10 protein-coding genes and 1 riboswitch are annotated in these 12,050 nt (G+C 61.1%); of the genes, 2 read left to right on the forward strand and 8 right to left on the reverse strand.

Annotated features, from left to right (window positions below; all coding sequences use genetic code 11):
* Nucleotides 1-5: 5 nt before the first annotated feature.
* From metE to ACYHH6_RS10090, 6 genes are all read right to left on the reverse strand, one after another.
* Complete coding sequence (metE, locus tag ACYHH6_RS10065; RefSeq protein ID WP_352592391.1) at nucleotides 6-2,357, reverse strand: 5-methyltetrahydropteroyltriglutamate--homocysteine S-methyltransferase; 2,352 nt, start codon at nucleotides 2,355-2,357, stop codon at nucleotides 6-8.
* Between the two features lie 94 nt (nucleotides 2,358-2,451).
* Nucleotides 2,452-2,648, reverse strand: a riboswitch (cobalamin riboswitch).
* 137 nt (nucleotides 2,649-2,785) lie between these two features.
* Nucleotides 2,786-3,055: a hypothetical protein gene (locus ACYHH6_RS10070; RefSeq protein WP_023750988.1), complete on the reverse strand. Its 270-nt coding sequence runs from the start codon at nucleotides 3,053-3,055 to the stop codon at nucleotides 2,786-2,788.
* Nucleotides 3,056-4,048 carry an adenosine kinase gene (locus ACYHH6_RS10075; RefSeq protein ID WP_352592388.1) on the reverse strand — a complete coding sequence of 331 codons (993 nt, stop codon included), beginning with the start codon at nucleotides 4,046-4,048 and terminating at the stop codon, nucleotides 3,056-3,058.
* A 108-nt stretch (nucleotides 4,049-4,156) separates the two neighbouring features.
* A complete protein-coding gene (gene metK / locus ACYHH6_RS10080) occupies nucleotides 4,157-5,332 on the reverse strand; it encodes a methionine adenosyltransferase (RefSeq protein ID WP_352592385.1) in 1,176 nt (391 codons plus the stop codon).
* Nucleotides 5,333-5,385: 53 nt separating this feature from the next.
* A complete protein-coding gene (locus ACYHH6_RS10085; protein ID WP_352592382.1) occupies nucleotides 5,386-6,723 on the reverse strand; it encodes a serine hydroxymethyltransferase in 1,338 nt (445 codons plus the stop codon).
* A 622-nt stretch (nucleotides 6,724-7,345) separates the two neighbouring features.
* On the reverse strand, nucleotides 7,346-7,690 hold the full coding sequence (locus ACYHH6_RS10090; RefSeq protein WP_352592379.1) for a recombinase family protein: 345 nt from the start codon (nucleotides 7,688-7,690) through the stop codon (nucleotides 7,346-7,348).
* Nucleotides 7,691-8,060: 370 nt separating this feature from the next.
* Here ACYHH6_RS10090 and ACYHH6_RS10095 point away from each other — a divergent pair, with 370 nt between their 5' ends.
* Together ACYHH6_RS10095 and ACYHH6_RS10100 are read left to right on the forward strand one after the other, a co-directional pair.
* Nucleotides 8,061-8,363, forward strand: coding sequence for a hypothetical protein (locus tag ACYHH6_RS10095; RefSeq protein ID WP_023671839.1), 303 nt, complete (start codon nucleotides 8,061-8,063; stop codon nucleotides 8,361-8,363).
* Nucleotides 8,360-8,722: a PIN domain-containing protein gene (locus ACYHH6_RS10100; protein ID WP_352592375.1), complete on the forward strand. Its 363-nt coding sequence runs from the start codon at nucleotides 8,360-8,362 to the stop codon at nucleotides 8,720-8,722. Before ACYHH6_RS10095 ends, ACYHH6_RS10100 begins: the two co-directional genes overlap by 4 nt.
* Before the next feature lie 111 nt (nucleotides 8,723-8,833).
* On the opposite strand, the gene ACYHH6_RS10105 is transcribed toward ACYHH6_RS10100, so the two are convergent.
* Complete coding sequence (locus ACYHH6_RS10105) at nucleotides 8,834-10,177, reverse strand: IS1380 family transposase (protein WP_352592373.1); 1,344 nt, start codon at nucleotides 10,175-10,177, stop codon at nucleotides 8,834-8,836.
* 1,075 nt (nucleotides 10,178-11,252) lie between these two features.
* A complete protein-coding gene (locus tag ACYHH6_RS10110; protein WP_031194149.1) occupies nucleotides 11,253-11,747 on the reverse strand; it encodes a MaoC family dehydratase in 495 nt (164 codons plus the stop codon).
* Nucleotides 11,748-12,050 lie beyond the last annotated feature (303 nt).

Genomic DNA, 12,050 nt, shown 5'->3' on the forward strand with positions numbered 1-12,050 from the left:
AAGCCTCACGCCTGCACTTTCTGCCGGAGCGCGCGTGCTGCAGCGACCATGTTAATGAGGGCAGGGCGGACCTCCTCCCATTTGCGTGTTTTGAGGCCACAGTCCGGGTTTATCCACAGTTGGCCGTCGGACAGTCGCTCGCGGGCAAGCATGACTAAGTCCGAAATCTCGCCGACTTCCGGGACGCGTGGTGAGTGAATATCATAGACGCCAGGACCGATTTCGTTCGGATATTTGGAGCTCGTGAAGGCGTCCAACAGTTCCATCTTCGAGCGCGACGTCTCAATCGAAATGACATCCGCATCCATTCCAGCGATCGCGTGAATGATCTCGTTGAACTCCGAATAGCACATGTGGGTATGAATTTGAGTCGCGTCCTTTACACCCGTTGAAGCGATCCGGAAACATTCGACAGCCCAGTCGAGATAGACTTTCCAGTCAGATTGGCGCAGTGGCAATCCTTCGCGAAACGCGGCCTCATCGATCTGGACCATCCTTGCGCCGGATCTTTCGAGATCCGTCACTTCGTCGCGGATGGCGAGCGCGATCTGGCGGCAGGCTTCGGAGCGGGGTACGTCGTCGCGAACAAAAGACCAGTTGAGAATGGTGACTGGGCCTGTGAGCATTCCCTTCACGGGCTTTTCCGTAAGCGACTGGGCGAATTGCCACCAGCGCACTGTCATCGGATTGCGCCTCGATACGTCGCCGAAAATGATGGGGGGACGCACGTAGCGCGACCCATAGCTTTGTACCCAGGCATGCTGGGTGAGCGCGAAGCCGGACAACTGCTCGCCGAAATGCTGTACCATGTCGTTTCGCTCGAACTCACCATGCACCAGCACGTCCAGCCCGATCTCTTCCTGCCAGCGAATTGCAGCCTCGATCTCCTTCTTCAGGAACGTCTCATAGTCGACATAGCTCAGCTGGCCCTTCGCATGAGCGGCCCGCGCCTTGCGTACCTGCGGCGTCTGCGGGAAGGACCCGATGGTCGTCGTCGGGAACGGCGGCAGCCCGAGTGAGCCGGCCTGGACTCTGGAGCGCTCGCCAAAAGCGCTCTCTCGTCGCTTCGCGCTGTCCTCAATGCTAGCGATCCGCCCCTGAACAAGCGGGTCATGGATCCTCGTGGATGTCACGCGCGTGGCGGCAGCCTCGGCAGACGCTTTCAACGCGCCTGCCACCGCATCCCTGCCTTGGGACAGGGCCCGGGCCAGCAAGACCAGCTCGTCGGTCTTCTGGGCCGCGAAGGCGAGCCACGACCTGATGTCCGCGTCGAGTTCCGTCTCCATGCGCAGATCAATCGGCACATGCAGCATCGAGCAAGAAGGCGCGATCTCGACGCGGTCCAAGGGCCAGCCGGCGACGATCGCTTTGATGCGGTCGAGAATGGCGGGCAGGTTCGCACGCCAGACGTTGCGGCCATCGATCAAGCCAAGCGAGAGCACCAGATCCTTCGGAGCGAGCCGAGCCACCGTTTCCAGCTGCTCGGGAGCGCGCACGAGATCAATATGCAGGCCGGCCAGGGGCAGAGAAATCGCGGTTTCGAGATTGTCTCCCAGCGACCCGAAATACGTAGCCAGCATGATCTTCAGCTCGGGCGCGGCTTTCGACAGCTGGCCATAGGCGAATTCGAACGCAGCTCGTTCGTTCGGGTTCAGATCGAGGACAAGCGCTGGCTCATCGATCTGCACCCAGTCGGCTCCCGACAGCTTCAGCCTCTCCAGAAGCTGCTCGTAAACCGGCAGCAGCCGCGGTAGGAGCGCGATGGGACCGAACCCCTCGGCAGGCGATTTCGCCAGCTTGAGGAAGGTGATGGGTCCAAGGATGACTGGGCGTGTGTGAATGCCGAGAGCTTTAGCCTCGAGGAAGTAATCGACCGGCTTCGATGACGAGAGGGCGAACGTCTGATCATCATCGAGTTCCGGCACAATGTAGTGGTAGTTGGTGTCAAACCACTTGGTCATTTCCATCGCGGTTACACCAGGTCCATGAGCCTCCTCCTGGTAACCAGCGTGTCCACAATCCTGCGTCTGACCCTGGTAGCCGCGCGCCATTGCGAAGTAGATGTCAAGTGGGACCTCGCCGCTATTCCAGCCGTAACGGGATGGAACGGCCCCGACCATGGCTGCGGTGTCGAGCACATGGTCGTAAAGCGAGAAGTCGTTCGACGGGATTTTCGACACGCCGCGATCGCGCTGCTCTTCCCAGCTAGCGGCACGGAGCGCCTTCGACGTCGTGAGAAGGTCGCCAGCGGAAGATGTTCCGGACCAGTAGCTTTCAAGCGCGAATTTCAGTTCTCGCCGACGACCGAAGCGCGGCACGCCGAGCGTTGCTACAGGAATTTGCTGAGAGACAGTCATGTCATACCCCGATGATTGGGGCGTCGGTGACAAGGAAGGCGCTAGCAGGCCGGCATCAACGCCGGGTTGCAGCGGCCACCGAGACACCCCGCCCGTGGACGTAATTCGCGTGGCAGGTCTCCTGGCTCGCGGGGTCATAGCCTCTACCCGTCTTCCTGAGGGTATTCGCCTCAGTGACGTGTGTTGGCTCGCCGCTAACAGTTGCGGGGGCAGCGCCGGCATCGCACCGGCTTCCCTCTTAGCTCCGCTGCGGCAGCGCCGCACGCGAGAACCACGACACGCAGACAATCACAGCAGTTCGCTCTTTTGTCAATGACGCATAACGAAATGTTTATGTCGTTATGTGATCGCGCTTTTACGCCTTTGTCTAGCATTGTGAAATATTCAGTCTGCTCCCCGCATTCGGCATCGTGGGACGTGATCGCAAGTCAGTCCGACGGACGCCGCGAGTTCTCCGTTACCTCAGGAACCTTACTGGCCTTCCCCAAGCTGAGCTTCTGGAAAATGCTGGTGACGATCTGGATGACGGTGAATGCCGTCATGGCAAGCACGCCTTGCACCGCTCCTCCAGCGAGCTTCACGGCAGCAGCATGGGTCAGTTCTCCGAAGCGAATGGCTGTCGCTATCAGCGAGCTTTGACACAGTTCCGCCACTGCGGTCATCGCGTCAGTAGGGCGGCTGGTTAGTTGCCGGCGCATCTACAGCAACCCAGCCCCTTCCGCCTCGCGGCGCAAATTCTGCCTTGGCCTTGGGCCGATCTGCTGGATCACCAGGCCGGCCGCCAGCGAGCCAAGGTCGCCGCAGGTCTTGAGGTTGCGGCCCTGCGTGTAGCCATGCAGGAAACCGGCGGCGTAGAGGTCGCCGGCGCCGGTGGTGTCGACCAACTCCTTGATGGCGGTCGCCTCGATGACCACGGTCTCGTCGCCGCGCACGATCACCGAGCCTTTTTCGGAACGGGTGACGGCGGCAATCTTGCAGTCCTTGCGGATCTGAGCCAGCGCCTCGTCGAAGGATTTTGTCTGGTAGAGCGACTTGATCTCGTGGCTGTTGGCAAAGACGATGTCGACAGTGCCCGAGCGCATCAGCTCGAGGAACTCGTCCCGGTAGCGGTCGACGCAGAACGAATCCGACAACGTCATCGACACTTCGCGCCCGGCCTCGTGTGCGAGCTTCGCCGTCTGCCGGATCGCCTCCTTGGCGCGCGGCGGATCCCACAGATAGCCCTCGAAATAGGTAACCTTGGCGCCGGATGCCTTGTCGGCCTCGACGTCTTCCGGGCCGAGTTCGACGCAGGCGCCGAGATAGGTGTTCATCGAACGCTCGCCATCGGGGGTGACGAATATCATCGAGCGCGCCGTCGGCGGCTGTCCCTCAAGCGGCCTGGTGTCGAAGGCAACGCCCTGGGCATGGATGTCATGGGCGTAGATTTCGCCGAGCGGATCGTTCGACACCTTGCCGAAGAAGGCGGCGCGGCCGCCGAAGCTGGCGACGCCGGCCGCCGTGTTGCCGGCGCTGCCGCCCGAGGCCTCGATCGCCGGCCCCATGCGGCTGTAGAGCAGTTCGGCGCGGCGCGTGTCGATCAGGTTCATCGCGCCCTTGATGATGCCGTTGATCTCGAGGAATGCCTCGTCGCACTGGGCGATGATGTCGACAATGGCATTGCCGATGCAAAGCACGTCATAATCCGGCATCAATGTCTCCGCCAAAAAACCCGAGCCGGCTTCTCGCCACGCCTGCCAGGCGCGGGTCTGCCCGGTGGAAATGGGCTTTCCGCTTGCCAATCCGTTCGCCGGCGGCTCTCACGGGGCGGCGAGTCCTGCCTCGCGACGCAATTCGTCCGCCCTGTCTGTCTTCTCCCAGGTGAAATCAGGCTCTTCACGGCCGAAATGGCCATAGGTCGCTGTATTGCGGTATATAGGGCGTAAGAGATCAAGCATCTTGATAATGCCTTTCGGTCTGAGATCGAACAACTCAAGAATGAGGCGCTCGATCCTGCTTTCCTCAACCCTGGCTGTCCCGAACGTGTTGACCATGACGGAAACCGGACTGGCCACGCCGATTGCGTAAGCAAGCTGCACCTCGCACACGTCCGCAAGTCCGCTAGCGACGATGTTCTTTGCGACATAGCGGGCTGCATAGGCAGCCGAGCGGTCAACCTTGGACGGGTCCTTGCCCGAGAAGGCGCCGCCGCCATGACGACCCATCCCGCCATAGGAATCGACGATGATCTTGCGTCCAGTGAGACCGCAGTCGCCGCGCGGCCCGCCGACTACGAACCGCCCCGTCGGGTTGACCAGAATTCTGATGCCTTCCGTCTCCAGGTGGGTCGGCAGGACAGGCTTTATGATTTCCTCAATGACGCCCTCGCGGACAGTCTCTTGCGAGACCTGCTCGTCATGTTGCGTCGACACGACGATGGTATCCAGCGCGACCGGGCGCAACCCCTCATACCGCACTGAGACTTGGGATTTCATGTCAGGACGCAACCAGCCAAGCTGTTGTGTCTTCCGGACATACGCCTGCCGTTTCGTCAAGCGATGAGCGAGCTGGATCGGCAAAGGCATCAGTGTATCGGTTTCGCGGCATGCGTAGCCGAACATGAGGCCCTGATCTCCCGCTCCCTGCTGGAGGTCTTGCCCTCTTCCCTCGTCAACGCCTTGGCTGATGTCGGGCGACTGCTCGGTGAGGGCATGAACGACGGAGCAACGCCGGCCGTCAAAGCCGACGGCCTCGTCGTCGTAGCCAATGTCGAGAATCGTATCGCGCGCAACTTGGCTGTAATCCACCTGGGCATCGCTGGTAATCTCGCCAGCCAGAACGACTATCCCTGATTTTACCAACGCTTCACAGGCGACGCGCGCCTCGGGATCTGTGCGGAGGATGGCATCGAGGATGGCATCCGAGATGTTGTCGGCCAACTTATCCGGGTGCCCCGCGCCAACCGATTCGGAAGAGAACACGAACTGCCTAGCCATGAATACCTCGCTTCGCGTGTTGGATGTGGTATGGGCATTTTGCTTGGCCCACCTTACTTGTCGCAGATGCCCGGGACCTCGAACGCAGCGCACAAGTCGGCAACGTCTCTTCGCACGCAGGCATGGAGATCTTCGTCGTCTGGCCGCTGGAGGACGGAGTCAATGAAGCCAGCAATCTGCACCATTTCCACATCGCGCATGCCCATTGACGTCACTGCTGGCGCGCCCAGGCGAATTCCGCTTGTGACCGCCGGATGCCGCGGGTCGCCAGGCACCATATTAAAGTTTGTGATGATTCCTGCCTTTGCTAGTCGCTCGGCATAGGCCTTGCCCGATAGTGGCCGATCGCGAAGATCAAGGATCAGCATGTGATTGTCCGTCCCCCCGGTCACCAGGTCATAACCTCGCTCAAGCAGTGCATGTGCCAGAGCCTTGGCATTCTTGACCGTCTGTTGGCCGTAGCTTCGGAAGGACGGGTTCGCGGCTTCGTGCAAGGCAACCGCTAGCGCAGCGATGGCATTCATGTGAGGTCCGCCTTGCAGGTGAGGGAAGACCGCCCGGTCTATTCGTCTGGCGAGATTGTATTTGCTCTTTGTATGATAGAGGGCCTGATAGCGATCTTCGTTCCTTGACAAAATGAAGCCACCGCGGGGACCGCGGATCGACTTGTGGGACGTGCTGCTGACCACGTCGCAATGGCCCACGGGATTCGGGTGCGCTCCCGCGGCAATCAGGCCGCTGATGTGCGCAATGTCGGCTACGAGATAGGAGTTCGCTTCCAGGGCAATTTCTGCCATTGCCGCGTAGTCAAAGACACGCGGGTAAGCAGTTCCGCCGACCCAAATGAGCCGCGGCCGTTCCCGCTTGGCTATCTCGCGCAAGCGGTCATAGTCAATCTGCTGTGTCTTTTCATCTAGTCCATAGGGCACGCGTTGATAGTCAGTTCCGGAAAAGTTGATGGCCCAACCATGAGTCAGATGGCCCCCTTCCGGAAGGGGCAAGCCCATGACTTTGTCACCGGGACTCAAAAGCGCACGATAGACAGCCTGGTTGGCCGGCGAGCCGGAATAAGGCTGGACGTTGGCATGCTCGCTGCCAAATAGCGTTTTCAGGCGCTCAATGGCCAGATTCTCAAGCTCATCAACGATCTCGTTTCCAGCGTAGTAGCGCGCACCGGGGTACCCCTCGGCATACTTGTTCGTGAAAATCGAGCCGTTCGCTTCCAGCACGGCCGAGGACGCAAAGTTCTCTGAGGCGATGAGCTTGAGGGTCGTCCGCTCCTGCCGCTCCTGTCTCAGAAGCAGCTCGTGGACGCGGCAATCAACCGCGGCCAAGGAAGACCGCCCGTGGGTGTCCGGCTGTGCGATTGCGCCGTCTGCGGAGTTGTCCATGGTAGCTTCGCGCTCCAATTGGATTGACCTATTTCACGATCAAGCACGCGGTCCCTTTCGGCCGCGTGTCTCGTACCGCTTCGAGCCGCTGCAGGTCCTGTTTATGATAGCCGTCGCGATGGGGCAGGAGATCGACCAATAATTGAAGCAGCCCGCCGTCGTTGGATCCTGCGTTGAGATGGTACGAGCGCCACGGAGGCTGTTCGTTGCAGCAAAGAAAGTCGGCTCGGGCGAGCAGCCGGACGTGTCGCGCAACCCGCTCTCGACACACGCTCAGAATCTCCGCTAGCTCGCAGACAGTTAGGTCCGCATGCGCACAAAGGCCCAGGATTCGAAGGCGGTCAGGATGCGCTGCCATGCGTAGGCGACTAACCAGTGTCATCATGGCTCAGGACCAAGTCCTACCGAATTTCTCATTTCGCGTTCTCCACAGAAGTTGCAGATTTCGAAGGTTGTCCAACGACCGGACAAATCTCGGTGGCCGTGACGACCGTCGATATCCTGTGTCGAACAAACAAATGGGCGCTCTTCCTGCCTTTAGCCGAACTTGCAGGCAGTTGGGCGAGTCGAAGATAAGCGGGGCCACGGTTTGGAACCACTGACCTCAGACGTTGCAATAAGCCTACCATTCACAGCGAGCCGGAGTTGCTAAGAGTCTATGAATTTCCTTGAAGGATCTGTTGCAACGTTTGCCCAGCCTGGCCTGCTCCCGGTTTGCAGCGGTCATGGTCAGGCGATCCATCGCCTCTGCGAGCACGATCAGGAATTTGCCCTGCATCGCATCGCTGATCAGCTCCTTAAGGCCGGGACGCAACAGCGACGCGCCGCAGATCGCGCGGTGGGTATTGCTGTCGACGACTGTCCATCCTTGCTTTTCAGCACGCAAGCAGCAGAGCCGCAACTGATCCTCGATCGAGGCGTCTCGGTGATTGTCAGTTGAGTAGCGAGCGCCAAGCGCGACCTTCATGAGGCGGCCCCTTACTCCGGGACGCGGTCGGTTTGGCTATCCGTTTCGGCTTGAACGAAATCCCGTGCGGCCTGTCGCGCCAGCAGCCGGACCAGATTGACGAAGCGTCGATCGGGCTTCGGCGACGCAGGCACAGCCGATTCGCGGGCCGCGCCGGCGACCACACGAAGCTTTTCGGCTGTTGCACGTTTCGGTCGCGCTATGATCGCGTTCCTGTCCTGACGCGAAATACTCCGTTTCGCGACAATGATGCCAAGTCACAGTGCTTCGACAACGCGCGTCGCGCAGGAGCCAGTGCTGGTCGATGACGGGGCACCTTGTGCACGAAGAAGCCATGGCTATATATCCGGATAGAGAACGGAGGCACGCGATGGGCAACACTGCACAGAAGAGAGCCATCGAGAATTATCGCTCTCGCCTGGCTGAGCGCGGCATCGCGCGGTTCGAGATCCAGGCGTTCGACGCAGACCGCGATCTACTGCGAACTCTTGCCCGAAAATTAACGGAGAGCGGGCCGGATGCCCGACAGCTTCGTCGGACCATACAGCAAGCCGTGGCGGGTGAGCCACCGAAAGCGGGCAGCATTCTCGCCGCGTTGCGTCGCTCGCCTCTGGTTGGCTCCAATCTCGACCTCAGCCGGCCGCGCGAAGAGGGGCGCAAGATCGACCTGTGACGCGCTACCTTCTTCATACCAATATCATCAGCAACGTCATAAAGCCGGAGCCTTCGGGCTCGTTGCTGGCCTGGATGGGCGCGCAGAAGGACGAAGACCTCTTCATTGCTTCGCTTACTGTCGCCGAAATTCGCCGAGTCATCCTAGAGAAGCCGAAGGGGAAAAAGCGCAGCAGCCTTGAAACTTGGTTCGAGGGCTCCGAAGGCCCGCAAGCGCTGTTCGCCGGCCGCGTGCTATCGTTCGACGAGACAGCCGGCCTCGTGTGGGCGCGGCTGATGGCCAACGGCAAAGCCAGAGGCCGTTCGCGGAGCGCCCTAGCCCGTCTTATTCATGACGGATCTGGGTTTGTTTGCCGCTGAGCGGCGGACAGGTGGCGGCTCGGCGTCTTTTTCACCGCGGCTGTGTCTGGACTTGTGAACGCGCTGGAGGGTGGAAGCTGTGTGGTTCGGCGGGGCCCGCTGCCCCGGCGGTCATGGTCCTGCCGGTAGCAGATTGCTGGCGATCGCCCGGAACAGACTTGCCTCGGGACAGGCGGCGGCGAAGGCCAGGCGGATGCGCGAGACGGTTTCGATGACGCGGGCGCCGAGCTTGAGCAGCCTGAGCCGCAGCGTAGCGAACTCGGCGTTGCGCAGATGATGGGTCGTGGGCACCGCCTCGCGCAGGGTGAGCATTAACCAGTATGCGGCGGTGTGCAGGACAAGACGGACCTGATTGGCAATCGGTGAGCGGCAGGAGGTGCGGTCGGAGGCGAGTTGGCTCTTGTGCATCTTGATCAGGTTTTCGGCCTGGCCGCGGGCGCAGTAGATCACGTCGTAGATGTGCTCGGCGGAGCCTTTGTCGAGATTGGTGACGACGAAGCGGATGTCGAGGCCGAGGGTGGTTGCCTCGATGCGAGCGCAGGTGCGGCGTTCGGCCTTCCAGGACTTCGCCTTGTAGCGGGTCTCGGCATAGCCGCGCAGCACAGACTTGCGCTCGAGCGCGCGGCGGGTGCGGATGTCGTCGGCGCTCTCGTCGACGAGCCGCTGCAGAACCTTGTTGCCGGGTAGGCCGAAGAGGTAGTCGATCGCATTGTTCTCGCACCAGGCCATGACTTGCGCCCGGCCGTAATGGCTGTCGCCACGGATCAGGATGCGGGTGGTCGGCCAGCGCGCGCGGATGCGGCGCACGAGACGGCGCAGATGGCCGCGGATCTCCTTGCCCGTCGGGGTCTTGCCAGGACGCAGGATCATCGCGACCGGGCGTCCTGTCGCGGCGTCGTAGATGTGGATCGGCAGGAAGCAACGCTCGTCGTAGTGGGCGTTGAAGAGCGAGAGCTGCTGATGGCCGTGAACGACATCCAGCGTATCATCGATGTCGAGCGTGACGCTTTTCGGCGGCGCGGCATAGCTCGACAGCCACAGATCGACCAGCACCCAGCCGAGCCGGATGACGGTCCTGAGGTCGGGCAGGTTCTCCAGCCGCGAACAGGTCGGCTGCGAGCACAGATCAATCCCGCTGTCGGGCAGCCGCCCGCAGGCGAGCTTGAAGGCCGGATCGGTGCGCAGCCGGTCGAGATCGTTGGCATCCTCGTAGCCGCAGGCGATGGCAAAGATGCGGGCACGCAGGATGTCGGCCATAGCGTGCGTCACGCGCGCTGGATCGCGCGGATCGTGGATCGCAGCGGCCAGCCTGTCGGCCAGTTGCAGGCGTCGCTCGGCCGCGGCCAAAAGCATGACGCCGCCATCCGAGGTGATGCGTCCGCCGTCAAACGCAGCTGTGACCTTCTTGCGTCCGACGGCTGGAAAAGACAGCGGCAGCAACGTATCCTCGGTCATGGCGGGTGTGGCTCGCGAGATGCGGTGGAAGGGTTGGCCTAAGCAACCGAATCCTACGCCAAATCAATCGCTTAAGCTACATCCGCCAGCCTCAAAGCCCCATCGTCGTGCATAAGACGGGCTAGACACAATCATTGCCGCTGTAGCCGAAGCCAACGAGTGTGTCGTAGTGACCGACAATGAAAAGGACTTCGAGGACGTTCAGATAATCAACCCGCTCCGTAGCTCTGGAAGCCAAGCGGGTGATGATAGCTCCAACGGTCCGGCCGATTCAACTTGAGGATTTCAGCGGCACGGCGTCCGAACGTCTCGTGTTCGCCTACCTTTTAGCGATGGCTGGATTGATCTTGCTTAGTTCGGCCAGGGCGTCTCTTCCAGTTCCGCTTTAATGCCATCCCGGTTCATCTAGTCAGCTCGATCTACCAACAGTTCGCACGCACGAGCGCCGCGGACAAGGCGCCATCGCAGGGACTGCGCGATATGCGTGTCGAGCTCGTCCATCTTACACTCGATCTCGTCTTCGAAGGCCTCTCGCCAAACGTAGTCGATGCCGCGCGCGGCTCGGGGCCTTCTCATCGAGGCTTTCTCGCGACTGGTCTGGCGCGCTACCAATGGCAAATTCGCCCGCCGGGAACTCGTCGGTCTGTACTCCCAGCTCTGGGCGTCCACATCAACTGCGGAGCTCTTGGCATCGCCGTGTTCTGCCTTTAGCTGGCAGCTCTCGAGCTCGACGAGCAGCCGATCAGCGACACCCGCGACCTCAAGTTCGACCCGGTTAACTCGATAACACCCTATTGGCAGATTCAGTCGGGGAGGATCTGCCCACTCCGATCACAAGCCGATCTTTCGACCCCGTGGTCGGGAATTCTCCATGGACTTCGTGAAGAAGGAATGCAGCGCCGAAAGCCGAAGCGCTTCCGATACATCGACGCCCCTTCCGAGACGGAGCTCCGATTAGGCATTCCTGCCACTCTATCTAGCCGACCCCCGTGGCCGCGTTGCCGATCGGTGCGCACTGGTCGCCTACATCGCCCCGGCACGTGAAGATCGTCTCTGCTGACGCTCGTTGAGCAATTCAGGCCGCCTCCGGCTGGCGTTTGATCAGCGTCAGCGTCAACCAGCGCGCGGTCAGCGCCGGCTTTTTCGAGCCCTCGATCTCAATCGTCACGCCCAGCGCCGTCTGCACCCAGCCCGACGGCCTGACCTTGACGTCGGCCAGTACGAAACGGGTTCGGATGCGCGATCCGGTTTTCACCGGCGCCAGGAAGCGCAGCGATTCGAAGCCATAGTTGACACCCATCTTGCAGTTTTCGAGCGGCCGCATGGTCTCGAAAGTCATCGCCGACAAAAGCGAAAGCGACAGGAAGCCATGTGCGATGGTGCCGCCGAACGGCGTCTCGCGCTTGGCGCGCTCCGGATCGCAGTGGATGAACTGGTGGTCATCGGTGGACTCGGCGAACTGGTCGATCATCCGCTGCGAGACCACCCGCCACGGCGACACGCCGACTTCCTTGCCGACGCTGGCCAGAAGCTCGTCGAGACTGATCGGTTCCAAGCTAATGTCCTCCATTTCAACCGTCCGAAGCGCGAGCGGCTTCATTCCGTGAACAGTGTCAGCCCGTGCTGCACCGACTGCCGGCCATCCATCGGCAGGATGGCTCCGGTGAGATGACTGCCGTCACAGCTGCACGAATAGAGCGTTCCGCCGGCAATCTCATTCGGCGCCCCGATGCGGCCGATCCGAACATGGCTGCAGACGAGCCGGCTTGTACTCGGTCGCGGTGCGCGTCGTGCAGGCCGCCGAAAGCAGCTCGTCTTGCTACGGATGATCATTCCGCCGGCGCCGCTATGCGGTATTGTCGCAGATTGATAA

The sequence above is a fragment of the Mesorhizobium sp. P171375 genome, assembly GCF_057786075.1.

What these genes read in the sequence shown, in the direction of transcription:
- metE (WP_352592391.1), bottom strand. Translation starts at nt 2,357, where the DNA reads ATGACTGTCTCTCAGCAAATTCCTGTAGCAACGCTCGGCGTGCCGCGC.
- ACYHH6_RS10070 (WP_023750988.1), bottom strand. Translation starts at nt 3,055, where the DNA reads ATGCGCCGGCAACTAACCAGCCGCCCTACTGACGCGATGACCGCAGTG.
- ACYHH6_RS10075 (WP_352592388.1), bottom strand. Translation starts at nt 4,048, where the DNA reads ATGCCGGATTATGACGTGCTTTGCATCGGCAATGCCATTGTCGACATC.
- metK (WP_352592385.1), bottom strand. Translation starts at nt 5,332, where the DNA reads ATGGCTAGGCAGTTCGTGTTCTCTTCCGAATCGGTTGGCGCGGGGCAC.
- ACYHH6_RS10085 (WP_352592382.1), bottom strand. Translation starts at nt 6,723, where the DNA reads ATGGACAACTCCGCAGACGGCGCAATCGCACAGCCGGACACCCACGGG.
- ACYHH6_RS10090 (WP_352592379.1), bottom strand. Translation starts at nt 7,690, where the DNA reads ATGAAGGTCGCGCTTGGCGCTCGCTACTCAACTGACAATCACCGAGAC.
- ACYHH6_RS10095 (WP_023671839.1), top strand. Translation starts at nt 8,061, where the DNA reads ATGGGCAACACTGCACAGAAGAGAGCCATCGAGAATTATCGCTCTCGC.
- ACYHH6_RS10105 (WP_352592373.1), bottom strand. Translation starts at nt 10,177, where the DNA reads ATGACCGAGGATACGTTGCTGCCGCTGTCTTTTCCAGCCGTCGGACGC.
- ACYHH6_RS10110 (WP_031194149.1), bottom strand. Translation starts at nt 11,747, where the DNA reads ATGGAGGACATTAGCTTGGAACCGATCAGTCTCGACGAGCTTCTGGCC.